Annotated in this window: 17 protein-coding genes and 1 riboswitch; of the genes, 15 read left to right on the top strand and 2 right to left on the bottom strand. The window is 74.5% G+C overall.

Translation table 11 applies throughout. The features are described 5' to 3' along the window. Positions 1–121 precede the first annotated feature (121 nt). From FYX01_RS16765 to FYX01_RS16785, 5 genes are all read left to right on the top strand, one after another. Positions 122–379, top strand: a complete 258-nt coding sequence (locus FYX01_RS16765; RefSeq protein WP_150242427.1) for a hypothetical protein — start codon at positions 122–124, stop codon at positions 377–379. Continuing rightward, a complete protein-coding gene (locus FYX01_RS16770) occupies positions 376–1176 on the top strand; it encodes an ABC transporter ATP-binding protein (RefSeq protein WP_150242429.1) in 801 nt (266 codons plus the stop codon). The genes FYX01_RS16765 and FYX01_RS16770 overlap by 4 nt, the downstream gene beginning before the upstream one ends. Then, positions 1173–3773, top strand: coding sequence for an ABC transporter permease (locus tag FYX01_RS16775; RefSeq protein WP_190394358.1), 2601 nt, complete (start codon positions 1173–1175; stop codon positions 3771–3773). The genes FYX01_RS16770 and FYX01_RS16775 overlap by 4 nt, the downstream gene beginning before the upstream one ends. Before the next feature lie 150 nt (positions 3774–3923). Continuing rightward, positions 3924–4634, top strand: a complete 711-nt coding sequence (locus FYX01_RS16780) for an SAM-dependent methyltransferase (RefSeq protein WP_190394359.1) — start codon at positions 3924–3926, stop codon at positions 4632–4634. Next, positions 4625–5164 carry a DinB family protein gene (locus tag FYX01_RS16785; RefSeq protein ID WP_150242433.1) on the top strand — a complete coding sequence of 180 codons (540 nt, stop codon included), beginning with the start codon at positions 4625–4627 and terminating at the stop codon, positions 5162–5164. Before FYX01_RS16780 ends, FYX01_RS16785 begins: the two co-directional genes overlap by 10 nt. Here the strand turns inward: FYX01_RS16785 and FYX01_RS16790 are convergent. Beyond that, positions 5100–5486: a class I SAM-dependent methyltransferase gene (locus tag FYX01_RS16790; protein ID WP_150242435.1), complete on the bottom strand. Its 387-nt coding sequence runs from the start codon at positions 5484–5486 to the stop codon at positions 5100–5102. The genes FYX01_RS16785 and FYX01_RS16790 overlap by 65 nt on opposite strands. Before the next feature lie 68 nt (positions 5487–5554). Further along, on the bottom strand, positions 5555–7720 hold the full coding sequence (locus FYX01_RS16795) for a primosomal protein N' (protein ID WP_150242437.1): 2166 nt from the start codon (positions 7718–7720) through the stop codon (positions 5555–5557). A gap of 250 nt (positions 7721–7970) precedes the next feature. Here FYX01_RS16795 and fmt point away from each other — a divergent pair, with 250 nt between their 5' ends. The 10 genes from fmt to FYX01_RS16845 all read left to right on the top strand — a co-directional run bounded on the left by fmt (position 7971) and on the right by FYX01_RS16845 (position 18147). After that, positions 7971–8906, top strand: a complete 936-nt coding sequence (gene fmt / locus FYX01_RS16800) for a methionyl-tRNA formyltransferase (RefSeq protein WP_150242439.1) — start codon at positions 7971–7973, stop codon at positions 8904–8906. A 70-nt stretch (positions 8907–8976) separates the two neighbouring features. Then, a complete protein-coding gene (locus FYX01_RS16805; RefSeq protein ID WP_150242441.1) occupies positions 8977–10446 on the top strand; it encodes an RsmB/NOP family class I SAM-dependent RNA methyltransferase in 1470 nt (489 codons plus the stop codon). Positions 10447–10602: 156 nt separating this feature from the next. Next, positions 10603–11274, top strand: coding sequence for a ribulose-phosphate 3-epimerase (gene rpe, locus FYX01_RS16810; RefSeq protein ID WP_150242443.1), 672 nt, complete (start codon positions 10603–10605; stop codon positions 11272–11274). 233 nt (positions 11275–11507) lie between these two features. Then, positions 11508–12629, top strand: coding sequence for a phosphatase PAP2 family protein (locus FYX01_RS16815; protein WP_223830505.1), 1122 nt, complete (start codon positions 11508–11510; stop codon positions 12627–12629). Positions 12630–12699: 70 nt separating this feature from the next. Further along, a riboswitch (FMN riboswitch) is annotated at positions 12700–12830 on the top strand. 119 nt (positions 12831–12949) lie between these two features. After that, positions 12950–13576, top strand: a complete 627-nt coding sequence (locus FYX01_RS16820) for a riboflavin synthase (protein ID WP_150242445.1) — start codon at positions 12950–12952, stop codon at positions 13574–13576. A gap of 97 nt (positions 13577–13673) precedes the next feature. Further along, positions 13674–14963, top strand: coding sequence for a bifunctional 3,4-dihydroxy-2-butanone-4-phosphate synthase/GTP cyclohydrolase II (locus FYX01_RS16825; protein WP_150242447.1), 1290 nt, complete (start codon positions 13674–13676; stop codon positions 14961–14963). Positions 14964–15068: 105 nt separating this feature from the next. Beyond that, on the top strand, positions 15069–15542 hold the full coding sequence (gene ribH, locus FYX01_RS16830; protein ID WP_150242449.1) for a 6,7-dimethyl-8-ribityllumazine synthase: 474 nt from the start codon (positions 15069–15071) through the stop codon (positions 15540–15542). 107 nt (positions 15543–15649) lie between these two features. After that, entirely contained in the window at positions 15650–16111 is a 462-nt protein-coding gene (locus FYX01_RS16835; protein ID WP_150242451.1) for a PH domain-containing protein, read from the top strand. 114 nt (positions 16112–16225) lie between these two features. After that, on the top strand, positions 16226–17386 hold the full coding sequence (locus FYX01_RS16840; protein ID WP_150242453.1) for an XdhC family protein: 1161 nt from the start codon (positions 16226–16228) through the stop codon (positions 17384–17386). Positions 17387–17559: 173 nt separating this feature from the next. Then, on the top strand, positions 17560–18147 hold the full coding sequence (locus FYX01_RS16845; RefSeq protein WP_150242719.1) for a nucleotidyltransferase family protein: 588 nt from the start codon (positions 17560–17562) through the stop codon (positions 18145–18147). Positions 18148–18155 lie beyond the last annotated feature (8 nt).

Here is an 18155-nt window from a genome sequence, read left to right on the forward strand (position 1 = left end):
AGGGGCCGGCCAGTACGCGGGATGTTCCGGTGGACCGCCGTTCCGTAGCGTCGGAGGCGACACGGCGGACGATCCGTCGGCCGTGGTCGTCCGCCCCATCCGACCACCGGGAGCAGGCCCCATGTCCGAAGACCCCTACCGCATCGACGCCGCGCACAGCGAGACACGGCCCTCCCCCTCCGCCCCGGCTCCGCGGTCCTCGCGCACGCCCGGCCGCAAGGCCCTGCTGGTTCTGCTCGGAGTCCTGTTCGTCGTGCTCGCCGCCGCCAACGCCACCCTGTCCCTGAGCGGTGAGGAGCTGGTCGGTTCGGCCTTCGGCGTCGCCGCCCTGGTATCGCTGGTCCTCCTGATCGTGTCGGCGCGGAGGGGCGACCGATGATCCGGACGGGTACGGCGTCCACCGGACCGGCTCCCGACGCGACCGACACGGGCGGCGACGCCGTGCGGCTCACCGACGTCCACCGCGTCTACTCCGACGGCGAGGGCACGGTCTCCGCGCTGGCCGGAGTGTCGCTCCGAGCGGCGCGCGGAACGTTCCTCGCCGTCATGGGACCGTCCGGATCGGGCAAGAGCACCCTGCTCAACTGCGCGTCCGGCATGGACAGGCCCACGTCCGGCTCGGTGGTGGTGGGCGGTACCGACATCGGCGCCCTGCGGGAGCCCCGCCGCACCGAGTTCCGCCGGGAGCGGGTCGGTTTCGTCTTCCAGTCCTACAACCTGGTGCCCACCCTCACCGCGGAGGAGAACATCACCCTGCCACTGCGCCTGGCGGGACGGGTCCCCGACCAGGACTGGCTGCGCGGACTCGTCGACCGGATGGGGGTCGGGGAACGGCTGCGCCACCGGCCCACGGAGCTGTCGGGCGGCCAGCAGCAGCGGATCGCGATCGTGCGCGCCCTGGCCTCGCGCCCCGACATCGTCTTCGCCGACGAACCCACCGGAGCGCTCGACGGCGCGACCGCCGACGGTGTCCTGGGCCTGCTGCGGGAGGTCGTGGACGACCTCGGGCAGACGGTCGTCATGGTGACCCACGACCCCAAGGCCGCCGCCCGGGCGCACGCCACCGCGGTCATGGCCGACGGTCGCGTCGCCGACGTGCTGCGGGAGCCCTCCGCGGTGGACCTGGCCGGATACCTGGCCCTCCTGGAGACGACCGGGGCGGGGGCGGGCCGATGACGTCCGGAACGGGCACGCGTCCGGCCCCCATCGGTGGACGCGGGCCGCTCGCGTTGAAACTGTCGCGCGGACGCGCCGGCGTGCTGGTCGCCGTCGCCGTGGCGGTCCTGGGCGGATCGGCGTTCGTCACCGTCGGCGGGGTGCTCGCCGACACCGGGCTGCGCTCGGTCGTCCCGGCCGAGCGCCTCCTGGGCGCCGACGCCGTGGTCACCGCGCCCCAGACGGTGGAGCGGCCGGAGGACCTGGACGTACCCCTGCCCGAGCGGGCCGCGCTGCCCGAGGGACTCGTCGGCCGCCTGGCCGCCCTGCCCGAGGTCGGCGCCGCCGTGGGCGACGTCGGATTCCCGGCCGCCGTCCACACCGGCGACGGGATCGTCACGGGGGCCGACCCCCGCGCCACCGGCCACGGGTGGTCCTCCGCCGCGCTGTTGGAGGAGGCCGCCCTGGAGGGGGAGGGACCGCGGGGGCCGGGCGAGGTGGTCCTGGACGCGGCCACGGCCGCCGCCGCGGGAGCGGCCGTCGGTGACGAGGTCCGGATCACCGCGGCGGGCCGCACCGCCGACCACACGCTCTCGGGTGTGCTCGACACCGGCGGCACCGCGGTCCTGTTCGCCGACGACACCGCCGCCGAGTCGGCGGGACGGACCTCCGGGCCCCGCGAGGGCACCGTGGACATGGTCGGGCTGCGCGCCGCCCCCGGTGTCGGGGAGGACCGGCTCACCGAGGCGGTGGAGGAGGCCCTGGCCGGCGAGAACGCCCTCGTGCGGACCGGGGACCGGATCGGCGAGGCCGAGTCCCCCGCCGCCGGTGCCGCACGCGGCCTCCTGCTCATGGTCTCCGGCTCGCTCGGTGGCGTCCTGGCCATGACCGTCGGCCTCACCGTCGCGGGCACGCTTTCGGTCTCCGTCGCCGCCCAGCGGCGCGACCTGGCGCTGCTGCGGGCGGTGGGCGCCACACCCCGGCAGGTCCGCCGTCTGGTCGCCGTACCCAACCTCCTGGTCACCCTGGCGGTCCTGCCCTTCGGCGTGGGCGCGGGCTACCTGCTGGCGGGACGCACGCTGGAGTGGTTCGCGGCCCTGGGCCTCGTCCCGCCGAACCTGCCACCGGTCCTCGGTCCGCTGCCCGCCCTGGCCACGGCCGTGCTGCTGCCGCTCGCCGTGTGGCTGGCCGTGTTCACCGCCTCCCGCGGGGCCGCCGCCGCGCCGCCGACCGACGCCCTCGCCGAGTCCGTCGCCGAGCCGCGCGCGCCGGGCCGGGGGCGGGCCTGGGCCGGGGCGCTGCTGCTACTGGCGTCGGTGGCCGCGTCGGTGCCCGCGCTGGTACTGAGCAACGAGATGGCCGCCGTCGGCCCGGCCACGGCGAGCCTGACCGCGGTGATCGGCCTCGCCCTGGTCGGTCCCGCCCTCCTGCGGGAGGTGAGCGGGAGACTCGGTCGCCTCCTGCCCGCGCGCACCTCCGCGGTGACCTGGCTGGCGGTGCGCAACCTGCACGGCCACTCCCACCGGGTGGCGGGAGCGGTCAGCGCGCTGGCCATGCTGGTGGCCTTCGCCCTCAGCCAGGGCTACGTCAACACCACGCTGCTGTCCGCGCAGACGGCGCAGCGCGGAGACGGCGAGATCGCCGACCACACGGTGACCGCGCCCGCGCTCGGCGGCCTCCCGGAAGGCCTGGCCGAGACCGTGCGGGGCGAGCCGTCCGTCGCCGCCGCCGTCACCGGTACGCCGACCACGCTCGTGTGGGGCGCCCAGAGCCGGTTCGGGGAGGAGCCGCTGCTGGAGGAGGTGCCCGCTCTGGTCCTGGGGCCGGGAGCGGAGGAGGTCCTCGACGTCGGAGTCACCGAGGGCGGTCTGGACGCGCTGACCGGGGACACGGTCGCACTGGGAACGGAGGCCGCGCGGTCCCTCGGAGCGGGGCCGGGGCAGACGCTCACGTTCAGGATGGGGGACGGCGCCGAGGTCGCCGCCGAGGTGGTCGCGCTGTACGAACGCGAACTCGGCTTCGGAGGGGCCCTGGTCTCACGTGACCTGGCGCGGGGACACCTGACCGGCGGTCTGGACGCCGAGCTGCGGGTGCTCGCCGCACCCGGCCGGGAGACCGGGGCCCGGGAGGCACTCGAACGGGTGGTGCTGGACCGTCCGGGGGTGGAGGTCGCCGACACCGCGGGAGAGGGTGCGGCGGGCGAGCTCGGGGCGAACGCGGTGCTCAACTTCGCGGTGCTGCTCTGTCTGGCCGGATACGTGCTGCTCTCGGTGGCCAACCGCCTCTCCGCCCAGACCCTGCGGCGGCGCGCGGAGACCGACGCCCTGCACGCCGTCGGGATGACCCCGCCGCAGATCCGGTCGCTGCTGCGCCGGGAGGCCGCCATGATCGCGGTCGGTGCCGTCGTCGCCGGTGTCCTGGCCTCGGCGGTGCCCCTGGTCTTCGCCGGGATGGGGCTCCTGGGGCGCCCATGGCCCGACGGGCCGCTGTGGCTGCTGCCCGCGACCGTGCTGGTGGTCGCCGTCGTGGCCTGGTTGTGCGCGGAGCTGCCCGCACGCAGGCTGACCGGCGGCGGGGCGGCTCCCCCGGACCACGGGACTCCGCAAACGGCGAAATAGGGCACATACCACTCAACCATGTGCTGAGGATCACTCTCCCAGGCGGTACCATCGGGCCCTGACGGCATGGCGCGACGCTACCCGGGCCCGACCGGCCCTCCCGTGGCGCGTCCTGCCTCCCGCGAGCGAACCGGCTGGGGGAGCGTGATCGTGACCAACGTCCGAGGACCCAAGACAGGTCCGCTCAGGGCCGTGTTCCGCGGGCGCGGACCCGTACCGGTCCCCGGCCGGCGGTCGCGCGTGGTCAGCCTCGACGCACGAGGGGGCGACCCGGCCGATCCGCCGCACACCGGACACACTCGTCTGCACCAGGCCTTCCTGGGGCGGGTGATCGACTACCTGTGCGCCGACGCGGGCGTGCGCCAGTTCGTCGACTGGGGATGTCCCGTGCCCGGCACCGCGGAGCGCGTCCACACCGCCGGCCCCGAGGCCTCGGTGGTCCACGTCGCCCCGTCCGGCGCGGCGGGCATGCTCTCCGGTGCGGGCACGACGGTGCTCTCCGGGGACGGCTCGGGATCCGACACGCTCCTGCGCCGCCTCAGCACCTCCGGGCTCGTCGACTTCGACGAGCCCGTCGCCGTTCTGATGACCCGGCCCTTCCCCGCCGACGACCCACCCGCCGGGATCGGGGACCTGCACGCCCTCATGCGCGGCGGCGGCTACCTCGCACTCGCCTCCCCGGCGCCGCGGGCGGTGGTCGAGCGCGCCTTCTCCCCCTTCCACCCGGTCGAACCGGGGGTCGCCGACATCGGGTGGTGGCCCTACCCTGACGAGGACGTGTCCGGCCAGGGCACCGGAATCCTGGCGGGACTCGGCCGACGGGCACCCGAACGGGGGAGGGAAACGCGCCGATGGCGGTGAACTGGACCGGTGAGGTCCTGGCTCAGCTCCAGTTCTACTGGGAGTACTCCCTGTGGCCCCGGCTGGAGGGGCTCACCGACGAGGAGTTCCTCTGGAAGCCGGTGCCCGACGCCTGGACCGTCCGCGAGGTGCGGGACGGACGGCACCAGCCCGACTCGACCGTCCCCGAACCGGATCCGCCGCCGGCGACCACCATCGCCTGGCGGCTCGGACACATCGTCGTGGACGTGCTGGAGACCCGCATCAACTGGCACTTCGGCGACCGCACCGTCACGAGCCGGGGCGTCGACTGGCCCGCGACCGCCACCGACGCCAAGCAGCGGCTGCGCCACGCCTACGAGACCTGGTCCGAGCACGTCCAGGCGCTGGACGAGGACGGCCTGGCCGCTCCCGTGGGCGGCGCCGAGTCGTCCCAGTGGGGCGACCTCCCGATGGTCGCGCTGGTGCTCCACCTCAACCGGGAGGTCATCCACCACGGGGCCGAGGTGGCGGTGCTGCGCGACCTGTACCGCGCCGGATACGGGCGCTGAGCACAGCGTCGCGGGAGCGGTCGGGAAGGTCGAGCGCGGCGGCGTCCATGACGCGGGCCCGCAGTCCGGGGACCGGCAGCGCCGCCAGGGCGTCGACCATCCGGGGTGAGGCGTCCACGGCCAGGACCGCGTACGAGGGACCCAGCGCCTCGGCGGCGGCGAGGGACACGGCTCCGCGCCCGGCGCCCGGGTCCAGCAGCCGTGCCCCGGGCGGCGGCCCGGCCCAGGCCGTCAGCCGTCGCGCGAAGGCGGCGAAGAAGGGCACCGACTCGTCGTAGACGTCGGCCACCGAGTCGAGGAGGTCCGCGGCGGAGTCTGCCATGGCGGACAGTCTCCACGCGCTCCGGCGGTTTCTCCACCGGTTTCCCCGGGGAGCGCACCGCACGGGCTCTAGACCACGTGCAACGGGTCCACCCTCACCTGTGCCAGGTGCTCGTCCCGGCGCGCGCTGCGGGCCGAGGCCGCCGCCTTCAGCGCCCGGGTCAGCGCCCCCACCCCGGTGCGGGGCACCCGCAGCAGCGCGCGCTCCGTCTGGTGGGTGCCGTCCGGGCCGACCGCGCGGTCCGAGCCCACCGGCACCGGTCCCAGCAGTTCGGTGTCCTCGGGCAGCCGGATCTGGTCGAGCAGCTCGCGCACGTGCTCCGGGCCGCCGGTGACCGATGCCATCGACACAGCGGGGGGAAAGCCCAGTTCGCGGCGTTCCGCCAGCTCGCGCTCGGCGAAGCCCGCCGGATCCCAGCGTACGAACGACTGCACCACCGGCAGCGAGACGTCGGCCGACACCACCACCGTGCCGCCCGGCCGCACCAGCGCCGCAGCGTTCAACCAGCGCCGCAGCGCCTCCTCCGAGGCGCGCAGGTCCATCCGGTTCAGCAGCGCCCAGCCGTCCAGCAGCACCGCCGCCGCGTACCCCTCCTCCGCCACCGGTTCGGCGCCCGGGGTCGCCACCACCAGCGACGGAGCGTCCGCCACCCGCGACAGGACCTCCTCGCGGCCCGAGGTGCGCACGGTCAGCGAGGGGAAGGCCCGGCCCAGCTCCTCGGCGGTGCGGCGGGCGCCCACCACCACGGCGCGCATTCGGGTGAGGCCGCACTCCGGGCACGCCCACTGGCCGGCCACGCGGCCGCACCAGCCGCACGAGGGCATGGCGTGCGAGCCGCGCACCGCGAGCGGGCCCCGGCAGGAGTCGCAGCGGGCGGGTTCGCGGCATCCGGCGCACGCCAGCGTGTTCAGGTAGCCCCGGCGCGGCACCTGGAAGAGCACGGGCCCGGTGCGGGCGGCCTCGCGCGCCGCGCGCAGGGCCAGGCTCGGCATCCGCGCCGACCGCGCCGCCTCGTCACGGGCCAGCTCCCGGTCGTCCCCGGCCGCACGCACCACCGGCGCGCGGCGGCGCAGGGTGGCGCGGTCGGCGGTCAGGGGGTGGGCCCACCCCGACTCGACGAGCAGTTGGGCGTCGGTGGTGCGGGTGTGCCCACCGATCAGGGCACCTGCCCCCGCGCGGTGCGCGCGCATCGACAGCACCGTGCGCGCGTGCGGGTAGGGGGCGTGCGGGTCGACGTGCACGTCGTCGCCGTCGTCCCACAGCACCACCAGCCCCAGGTCGCGGACGGGCGCGAACACCGCCGCGCGCGTGCCGACCACCACCCGGACCCGCCCGCGCAGCACCGAGAGCCACCGCCGGTACCGCTCGGCGGGTCCCAGGTCGGCGGTGAGCGCCACGTGCCGGCCCTCGCCGAGGTGGAGGTCCAGCGCGGTGTCGACGGCCTCGACGTCGCGGCCGTCGGGCACCACGACCACCGTGCCGTGCCCCGCGGCCAGGGTCTCCCGCGCGGCGACCGCCACCGCCTGCACCCAGTCCGTGCCGGGCAGGGCGTTCCACACCGCACGGGCGGGCTGGCCCTCGCGGAGCGCCCGCAGGAAGGAGGGGCCCTCGGGGTAGTCCGCCCAGGGCCCGGGCCCGGCACCGTCGGGTTCGACCCCCTCCGGGCCCGCCCCGGCGGTCTCCCGGCCGGAGGGCCCGTCCACCGCGGCCGCCGGCTCATCGGACCCCTCCGGAGCGGCGCCGGCGCCGGAGGCTTCCGCGGCTTCGGCGGCCTTGGCCTCCTCCTTCTCCACGCGGGCGTGGCGGGGCGGCACGGCCAGGCGCAGTACGTCGCTCAGCGTGCCCGCGTACCGGTCGGCGACCGCGCGGGCCAGTTCCAGGATCTCGGGGGTCAGCACCGGCTCCGGCGAGACGACCGCCTCAAGGTAGGCCAGCCTTCCCGCGAACTCCGAGGCCTCCGCCCGTTCGGCCAGGAAGCCGTTCAGACGGCGGTTGTTGAACCGCACCCGCACCCGGCAGCCGGGCACCGCCGCCTCGTCCATGTCGGCGGGCACCCGGTAGTCGAAGTACCGGTCCAGGTGGGGCAGCGGGGTGTCCACGACCACGCGCGCGACCGGCAGCCGCTCGGCGGGCCTGCGCGGGGCCGGGCGGCGGGACCTCCTGGCCGCCGGGGCCTCGCTCTTCTCCGGAAGGTCGAAGAGGACCCCGTCGGGCTGGCCGGGCTGCGTCGTCATCGCTCTTCTGTCTACCAGAGGCCTGTGACACCGACCCGCGCACGCCCCCGCGCGCCGCGGTCCCGGCGCCTCCACGGGTGCGGCGACACCGCTCCCTCGCGGGCGGGCCCCGCTCCCGGCGACTGGTAGAACTGGGAACCCGACAGACCGTGCTCGGGGGCTCTTCGCCTCCCGGCCGGGGCCCGCGCACGGGGCCTTCCGGCCGCGGACGCCGGTGAGCGGTCCCGGGCCAGCGGAGGGGATAGCACACATGAAGCTTGTCTTTGCCGGAACACCGCAGGTGGCGGTGCCGTCCCTGCGGGCGCTGATCGACTCCGGCCACGAGGTCGCGGCCGTGGTCACCCGCCCCGACGCCCGCTCCGGACGCGGCCGGAGGGTCTCCGCCAGCCCGGTCGGCGAACTCGCCGCGAGCGAGGGCATCGAGGTCCTCAAACCCGCCAAGGCGGGCGACCCCGAGTTCCTGGAACGGCTCGCCGAGATCGCCCCCGACTGCTGTCCCGTCGTCGCCTACGGCGCCCTCCTGCCGCAGGCCGCGCTCGACGTCCCCCGCCACGGCTGGGTCAACCTGCACTTCTCCCTGCTGCCCGCCTGGCGCGGCGCGGCGCCCGTCCAGCACGCGATCCTGCACGGAGACGACGTCACCGGCGCCTCCACCTTCCAGATCGTCAGGGAACTCGACGCCGGACCGGTCTACGGCACCCTCACCGAGAGCGTGCGCCCCACCGACACCAGCGGTGAACTCCTCGAACGGCTCTCGGTCTCCGGCGCCGAACTCCTCGTGCGCACCGTCGACGGCATCGCCGCCGGGCGGCTCACCCCCGTCGAGCAGCCCGCCGACGGCGTCTCCCACGCCGCCAAGCTCACCCCGCAGGACGCCGAGCTCGACTTCACCGCCCCCGCCCTGCGCGTGGACAGGGTGGCCCGCGCCTGCACCCCCGCACCCGGCGCCTGGACCACCTTCCGCGGCGGCCGCCTCAAGCTCGGACCCGTCACCCCCCTTCCCGACGCCGACACCCCGGCGCTCGACCCCGGCCAGCTGCACGCCGACAAGAAGCGCGTCGTCGTCGGCACCAGCACCCACCCGGTCGCCCTGGGCGAGGTGCAGCCCCAGGGCAAGCGCGCCATGGCCGCGGTCGACTGGGCGCGTGGCGTGCGTCCCACCGAGGACGACCGACTGGGCCGCTGAGCTGCCGTAGTCTCGACCTGGCGGGCCGGAGCCCGCCAGGACCCGTCCCCGGTTTGTTGAGGCACACACGTTGAGCGAGCAGTCCCGATCCCCGTACCGCCGTCCCCGCAGGGGCGGCAGGCCCGGTCAGGGCGGTCAGGGCGGGTCCGGATCACCGCCCGCGCCCCGCGACCCCGCGCGCAGGGCCGCCTACGACGTGCTGCGCGCGGTCGACCAGCGCGACGCCTACGCCAACCTGCTGCTGCCCTCCCTGCTCACCGAGCGCGGTATCAGCGGCCGCGACGCCGCCCTGGCCACCGAGCTGACCTACGGGACCCTGCGCCTCCAGGGCACCTACGACGCCGTCCTGGAGCGCTGTGTGGACCGCACGCTCGCCTCCGTGGACGTCGAGGTCCTGCCGCTGCTGCGCCTGGGAGCCCACCAGCTGCTGTCCACCAAGATCCCGCCGCACGCCGCCGTCAGCGCGACCGTGGACCTGGCCCGCAGGGCCGTCGGCCACCACCGCGGCCGGTTCGTCAACGCGGTGCTGCGCAAGGTCTCCGCCCGCGACCTGGACGGATGGGTGTCCGTGGTCGCCCCCGACCGCGCCGTCGACCCCAGCGGGTACCTGTCGGTCGCGCACAGCCACCCGCGCTGGGCGGTCAAGGAACTGGCCCGCGCACTGGGGGAGAGGTCCAAGGACGGCCTGGTCGAGACCGAGCGCCTGCTCGCCGCGCACAACGAGCGCCCCCGGGTGACACTCGTGGCCAAGCCGGGCCGCGCCACCGTCGCCGACCTGGTGGCCGCCGGCGCCGAGGAGGCCCGCTACTCGCCGTTCGCCGCCTACCTGCCCGAGGGCGATCCCGCCTCGATCCGCGAGGTGCACCAGAACCGCGCCGCGGTGCAGGACGAGGCCAGCCAGCTGGTCGCCCTGGCCCTGACCAGGGTCGACCTCCACGGTGACGACTCCCGCTGGCTGGACATGTGCGCCGGTCCGGGCGGCAAGGCCGGTCTGCTGGCGTCTCTGGCGGGGCAGCGTGACGCCCGCCTGCTGGCCGCCGAGGTGCAGCCCGCGCGCGCCGGCCTGGTGGCCGGGGCGGTACGCCGCGCCCCGCGCGACGCGGGACGGGTCGTGGCCGCCGACGGCACCGCGCCCGCGTGGCGCCCGGGGTCCTTCGACCGGGTGCTGGTGGACGCGCCGTGCACCGGTCTGGGCGCGCTGCGCCGCCGTCCGGAGTCGCGCTGGCGGCGCACCGAGTCCTCGGCCGCCGATCTGTCGACCCTGCAGCACTCCCTGCTGAACAGCGCCGCCGAGGCCGTCCGTCCCGGCGGGGTGGTCGCCTACGTGACGTGCTCGCCGCACCTGGACGAGACCGACGCGATCGTCCGCGGGATCCTCTCCGAGCGCGGCGACCTCACGCCGCTGCGCGCCGCCGACTACCTGGACGAGGTGCCCGACCTCGCGACCGGCCCGGAGGGAAGGTACGTCCAGTTCTGGCCGCACGTCCACGGGACCGACGCGATGTTCCTGGCGCTGCTCCGCAGGAGCGAGGAGGCCTGAACTCCGGCCGCCGCGGCCCTCGGTCCGCGTCCGGAGGGGAACCATGGCGAATCTACGTCGTAAAGGCGAAGAGTGGATCCTTTCGTCCCGTGAGGGGGAACGGGCCCCGTCCCACCTCGTACACGCAGCTGGGAGCCACGTGGCTACACTGCACGCGTGGCCATCCAGATCTCACCCAGCATCCTGAGCGCCGACTTCGCGCACCTCGCCGACGAAGCGGCCGCCGTGTCCCCGTCCGCCGACTGGCTCCACGTCGACGTGATGGACAACCACTTCGTCCCCAACCTGACCTTGGGCCTGCCGATCGTGGAGTCCCTGCTCAAGGCGACCGACACCCCGCTGGACTGCCACCTGATGATCGAGGAGCCCGACCGGTGGGCCCCGGCCTACGCCGAGGCGGGTGCGGGCAGCGTCACCATCCACGCCAAGGCCGCCAGCGCCCCCGTGCGCACCCTGCGTGAGATCCGCCGCCTCGGTGCCCGCGCGGGACTGGCCCTCAACCCCGCCGAGGCGGTCGAGCCCTACGCCGACCTCATCGGCGAGATGGACATGCTCCTGCTCATGACCGTCGAGCCCGGCTTCGGCGGCCAGAAGTTCCTCGACATGGTCCTGCCCAAGATCCGTCGGGCGCGCGAACTCCTCGACAGCCGCGACGCCTCCGTCTGGCTCCAGGTCGACGGCGGTGTCAGCGCCGAGACCATCGAGCGCGCCGCCGAGGCGGGAGCAGACGTCTTCGTCGCCGGTTCGGCCGTCTACGGAGCCCAGGACCCGTCCGGGGCCGTCGAGTCCCTGCGCTCCCTGGCCGCGGAGGCATCCGGACGGAAGTGACCCCGTCCGGGACCCGGCCGGTCCGCGTCCGCCTCCCAGGCCACCCGTGCGCAACGATCCCGACACGGCCGTGCGCGCGGGTGGTGCACGTGCGGCCCGCGGCCCTAGGCTGTGCGACTCGTAGTCGTTGATTCCGCTTGGTCGCGGCTCCGTCTTCCCCTCCGGGTCCACGCGTGCGGGGGAGCGGCGCGGCGTGAGCGCGTTGCCAGGCGCGGACCCGTGAGGAGTGCGCGTTGAACGCTTGGACGGCCGAGCACGTGGCCCTGGACGTGTTGTGGGAGGCGGAGACCGCCCCCGTCCAGTGGCTCCAGGGGCTGGGGGACTGGCTCGCCCACCCGATGGGGGTGGTCACCCATCTCGGCTCCCACACCGTCGTCATCGTCGTGCTCACCCTGGTCTTCTGGTGCGTCAGCCCCGGGCTGGGCGCCCGGCTCTTCCTCGTGGTCGCCTCCTCCGGCGCGCTGAACTACCTGTTCAAGTCGGTGCTCTACGGTGCCCGCCCCTCCTGGTTCGACGCCCATATCAAGGCCCACGCGAGCCACGGCAGCTTCGGTGTCCCCTCCGGGCACGCCCAGGGCGCCATGGTCACCTGGGGCTACCTCGGACTCCGGTCCGGCCGCCGTGCCGTGCTGTGGGCGGCCGTCGCCGTCATCGCGCTCGTCTCCCTCTCGCGGATCTATCTGGGCGCGCACTTCATCAGCGACGTCCTGGTCGGCCTGCTGCTGGGCGCGGCCGTGCTGTGGGCGGCCCTGCGCTGGGAGGAGCGGATCGCCGCCTGGTGGCTGGGACTGAGCACGGTCCGCTGGGTGGGCTGCGCCCTCGCCGTCACCCTGCTGCCCTGCCTGGCCGCGACCCTGTGGCAGCTGCTGGTGCGCGACGGCTGGGCGGTGCCCGTCGAGTGGAACGGCGCCACCCCCATCGATCCGGCGGGGGAGACCCTCACCGGCCTGTACACCGTCTGCGGCGCCCTGCTCGGCGGAATCGTCGGCTTCACCCTGCTCGCCGGACGCGGCTGGTACAGCGCCGGGGGCACCCTCGTCTCGCGGGCCGCCCGCTTCGTCCTCGGCATCTCGGTGGTCGTGCTCGTCCAGGTGGTCGTCGACATGGCCTTCGGCGGCCTGTCCGGGCTGGCCGAATCCGCCGCGGCGTTCGTCGCCTACGCCGGGATCGCCCTCTGGGCCTCCTACCTCGCCCCGGAGATGTTCGTGCGCAGCGGCCTGGCCGAACGGCCCCGGGCCCCGGTCCCGGCCGAGGGCCCCGCCCGGAGAACCGGGGGAGACGGTGACCGCGCCGACGCCGACACACCCGACACCGACACGCCCGACGACTCCTCTGACAGGGGCGAAATCGGATGATTCGTGTCACACCGACTATGTGTTCCGGCTGACGAGGGGTTAGGATCCGAATCGTTGAGACAACAGTCAAACACGTGCTCCGGGGTCGGTGTAATTCCGAACCGGCGGTGACAGTCCGCGACCCGGCCGAATCCATCGGCCGGTTGAACCGGTGAAATTCCGGTACCGACGGTGAAAGTCCGGATGGGAGGCAGTACGTGTCGGGACGGTCCGCCTGTCGCAGCGCCCCTCGCGCGCGGTAGAGCCGGTGCCGCCTTGCCGTGGACCCGTTCCACACCCCTGACGCCCCGGAGCCGACCAGGCGAAGGGAAGGCAAGGGCGTGTTCACCGGAATCGTGGAAGAACTCGGCGAGATCGTCTCCATCGAACCAGCGGGCGGCGAGGCCCTGCTCCTGACCGTGCGCGGACCCCTGGTCGGCTCCGACGTCGGCCACGGCGACTCCATCGCGGTCAACGGCGTGTGCCTGACCGTCGTCGGCCGCGACGGGGACACCTTCACCGCCGACGTGATGAAGGAGTCGGTGGACCGCTCCAGCCTCGGTTCGCTCACCGTGGGCTCCCCGGTCAACCTCGAACGCGCCGCCCGCGTGGACGGCCGCCTCGGCGGCCACATCGTCCAGGGCCACGTCGACGGCACCGCCTGCCTGCTCTCCCGGAATCCCGGCGACAACTGGGACGTTCTGCGTTTCGGGCTGTCCTCCCACCTCTCCCCGTACGTGGTCGAGAAGGGTTCCATCACCGTCGACGGCACCAGCCTCACCGTCTCCGCGGTCAGCGACCCCGGAGCGCGGGAGGAGTTCTTCGAGGTCAGCCTGATCCCCGAGACCCTGCGGGCCACCACCCTGGGGGGCCTCACCGCCGGAACCACCGTGAACATCGAGGTGGACGTCATCGCCAAGTACGTCGAGCGGATCACCGCCGTGGCTTCGACCCGTCCACGGGCGTGAGCCCCGGCCCGGCACACGGCACCGGGGGGCGGACCCGCGCGGGCGGGCCGCCACCCGGCACACCATCTCCACCCACGAGTCACCCCAGGGAGCGGCCATGACCGTCACCGACGCCACCCCGGCCACCACCGAGATCGACCAGGCCGTCGTCCTCGACTCCGTCGAGGAGGCCATCGCCGAGTTCGCCGCCGGGCGGGCCATCGTGGTGGTGGACGACGAGGACCGCGAGAACGAGGGCGACATCATCTTCGCCGCCGAACTCGCCACACCCGAACTCCTGGCGTTCATGATCCGCCACACCTCCGGAGTGGTGTGCGTACCGATGGAGGGCGAGGACCTGGACCGCCTCGACCTGCCCCTGATGACCGCGCGCAACGAGGAGAGCCTGCGCACCGCCTACACGGTCACCGTCGACGCCCGCGAGGGTGTCACCACCGGCATCTCCGCCGCCGACCGCGCCCGCACCATCCGCCTGCTGGCCTCGGCCGGAACCCGTCCCACCGACTTCGTGCGTCCCGGCCACATCCTGCCGCTGCGCGCCCGCCCGGGCGGCGTCCTGGCCCGGCGCGGACACACCGAGGCCTCCGTCGACTTCGCCCGGCTGGCGGGTCTGCGCCCCGCGGGCGTGCTCGCCGAGGTCGTCAACGACGACGGCACCATGGCGCGCCTGCCGCGGCTGCGCGAGTTCGCCGACGAGTACGGGCTCAAGCTGGTGTCGGTGGAGCAGCTGGCCGCCCACCGCGCCGCTCTCGGCGAGGTCCTCACCGACGACGAGGCCCACCCGCCGCTGGTCACCCGCATGGTCGAGACCCGGATGCCCAACAAGTACGGGCAGTGGCGCGCGATCGGTTTCAGGGGCACCACCGACGGCGCCGAGCACGTCGCGCTGGTCTACGGCGACCTGTCCGACGGCACCGACGTCCTGGCCCGCCTGCACTCGGAGTGCCTCACCGGCGACGCCTTCGGCTCCCACCGCTGCGACTGCGGTGCCCAGCTGGACGCCGCCATGGCCGACATCGCCGAGGAGGGGCGCGGCGTGGTGGTCTACCTGGGCGGACACGAGGGCCGCGGGATCGGACTGCTGCACAAGCTGCGCGCCTACAGCCTCCAGGACCAGGGCGTGGACACCGTCGACGCCAACCTGCGCCTGGGACTGCCCGCCGACGCCCGCGAGTTCGGCGCCGGCGCCCAGATCCTCACCGACCTGGGCGTGTCCTCGGTACGGCTGCTGACCAACAACCCCGACAAGGCCGAGGGGCTGGAACGCCACGGCGTGCGGGTCGGTGAGCGGGTGGGCATGCCCTCCTTCGTCACCGAGGACAACCTCACCTACCTGCGCACCAAGCGCGACCGTATGGGCCACGACCTGACCGGCTTCGCCGGTTGAGGCCGGCCCCCGGGACGGGCGGGATCCCGCGAGGCGGCCCGGGGGCGGGACCACGGCCGACGGCCCGGGCGGTCCCCTCCACAGCACAGACAGAAAGCAGGACCCATGAGTGGTGAAGGACGTCCGGACGGACGGGCCGTGGACGCCTCCGGGATGTCGGTGGGCATCGTCGTGACCCGATGGAACGCCCCCGTCGTCCAGCCGATGCTCGCCAACGCCCTGGACGTGGTGAGGGCCTCGGGGGCGGCGGCGCCCGCCGTGGTGGAGGTCGCGGGGGCGGTCGAGATCCCCGTGGTCGCCCAGGAGCTGGCCCGACAGCACGACGTCGTGATCGCCCTGGGCGCGGTCATCCGCGGCGGCACGCCCCACTTCGACTACGTGTGCCAGTCGGTCACCCACGGTCTGACCGAGGTGGCCCTGCGCCACTCCACCCCCGTGGGCAACGGTGTGCTCACCTGTGACACCCTGGAACAGGCGCGTGACCGTGCCGGCCTGCCGGGGAGCGTCGAGAACAAGGGCGCCGAGGCCGCGCTGGCCGCCCTGGACACGGCGGTGGTCCTGCGCGGTCTGCGCCGCTGACCGGACCGGGCCGCGCGGGGGAGCAGTGTTCCCGGTGGTCGGGCGGTCGCTCCGAGCAGGCGGGCCGGTCAGGAGTGGAGTAGTCGGTGCGGACGAGGGAACAACCCGTGGACGAGGCGTCGAAGCAGCCGGTTCTGCCCAGGACGTGGCGGCCCCGGGCGGTGCGGTGGGTCGCCTACGGCCTTGCCCTGCTGATCGTGGCCACCCTGGCGGTGCTCGCCGTGATCATGCCGGGGGACTGGGGCCCCGTGGACCGGTTCCTGATGGCGGGAACGGGCCTGGCCATCGCCGCCGCGCTGCACCTGCTCGCCCGGCCCCGGCTGGTGGCCGCGGAGGAGGGTGTGACGGTGGTCAACAGCATCCGCACCCATGTCTTGTCGTGGGCCGAGGTGGTGGACATCCGGATGCCGGTCGGTGAGCCCTGGCCCTCGGTGGACCTGTCCGACGGGACCACCCTGGCGGTGATGGGCGTCCAGAGCGCCGACGGCGAGTTCGCCCACCGCGGCCTGGCGGAGTTCCGTGCGCTGCTGCACGACCACGGAGAGGCCCCGGAACCCGGGCACTCGTAGGAACCTCCCGAGGGAGCCGCCGGATTCCTGAGGATCGGGGGCTCCCGCGGTGTTGCCCGGGACACGTAGTTTGGTACTGGGAGCCACCTGACGGAACGTGGAAGAGGGTACCGCGTGCGCGACATCCGAGCGGCCGTGTCCGACCTGTACGCATCAGGCGAGACGTTCGCGCTGGCCACGGTGATCGACACCTACAAGAGCGCCCCACGCGACGCCGGCGCGGCGATGCTGGTCAGCGCCTCCGGCGAGGTCGTGGGAAGCGTGTCCGGCGGCTGCGTGGAGGGCGCGGTCTACGAGGAGGCCCTGGAGGTCATCCGCACGGGCGTGCCGGTGCGCCGCACCTACGGGGTCAGCGACGACGACGCCTTCAGCGTGGGACTGACCTGCGGCGGGACCCTGCACATGTTCGTCGAGCCGATCAGCCGGGCCACCTACGCCCAGCTCGGCTCGGTGATCGGCGCCGTCGACGAGCACCAGCCCGTCGCCGTGGCCACCATCGTCTCCGACCCCTCCGACGAGGACCGGGTGGGGCGGCGCCGCGTGGTGTGGCCCGGCCACGCCGAGGGCGGTCTGGGCAGCGACCGGCTGGCCGACGCGCTGGACGACGACGTGCGGGGCATGCTCGCCCAGGGCAGCACCGGCCTGCTGCGCTACGGGAGCGACGGGCAGCGGCGCGGCGACGAACTGGAGGTCTTCGTCCAGTCGTTCGCGCCCGCGCCGCGCATGCTGGTGTTCGGCGCGATCGACTTCGCGGCGGCCGTGGCCGACCTCGGCACCTATCTGGGCTACCGGGTGACGGTGTGCGACGCCCGGCCGGTGTTCGCCACCGCCAAGCGGTTCCCCACCGCCGAGGAGGTGGTGGTCAAGTGGCCGCACGTGTTCCTGGACGAGATCGCCGACGAGATCGACGGGCGCACCGCCGTCTGCGTGCTCACCCACGACCCCAAGTTCGACGTGCCGGTGCTCAGGGCCGCCCTCGGAACCCGCGCGGGCTACATCGGCGCGATGGGATCGCGGCGCACCCACGAGGACCGGCTGGAGCGGCTGCGCGAGGCGGGGGTGGAGGAGGCGGCCCTGGAGCGCCTGCACTCGCCGATCGGCCTGGACCTGGGGGCGCGTACCCCGGAGGAGACGGCGGTGTCGATCGCCGCGGAGCTGGTGCGCGACCGGTGGGGCGGCAGCGGCCGCGCGCTGCGCGAGACCAGCGGCCGGATCCACCACGACACGCCGAGGTCATCCCTGATCCCGGCCGGATTCGGTCACTCCGCGGAGTGAACCGAAACCCGCCTCGGACCGAAGCGCCTGGTCACGGCGAGGATGTGGGAACCGTCACGTGAGGAGCCCGGACCGGCTGTGTCAGACGGCTCACCCGGCGCGTCCCCGCGTGGCATCATCTCGTCATGGGTACTGGGGACGCGGAGGACCGGAAGTGGACGCGTGCTGGCCGGGTGGCGGGCCTGCTGTTGGCGGCGGGTTCGGGGAGCAGACTCGGGCGACCCAAGGCGCTGGTCGAGGTGGGCGGTGAACGCCTGGTCGACCGGGGCGTGCGCACCCTGACCGAGGGCGGATGCGCTCCCGTGATGGTGGTGCTGGGCGCGGCCGACACGGCGGTCGACGGCGCCCACACGGTGCACAACCCCGACTGGCGGACCGGTATGGGGTCGTCGGTGCGCGCCGGGATCGACGCCCTTCCCGGCACGGTGGACGCCGTGCTGATCGCGCTGGCCGACCAACCCCTGGTCACCCCCGAGGCGGTGCGCCGCCTGGTGCGCGCGCACGAGCAGGGCGCCCGAGCCGCGGTGGCCACCTATCACGGCAACCAGCGCAACCCGGTGCTGCTGGGCCGCGAACACTGGTCGACCGCCTACACCATGGCCGTGCACGACGTGGGAGCGCGCCCGTTCCTGCGGGCGTACTCGCACCTGGTCACCGCCGTGGCCTGCGACGACATCGCCAGCCCGGAGGACATCGACACCGCGGAGGACCTGGAGCGGCTCAGCGGCGTACTGGGCCGTGAGCCCTCCGGATCGGGGTGAGGCGCGGC

This window comes from Nocardiopsis quinghaiensis (assembly GCF_008638365.1).
GTDB lineage: Bacteria > Actinomycetota > Actinomycetes > Streptosporangiales > Streptosporangiaceae > Nocardiopsis > Nocardiopsis quinghaiensis.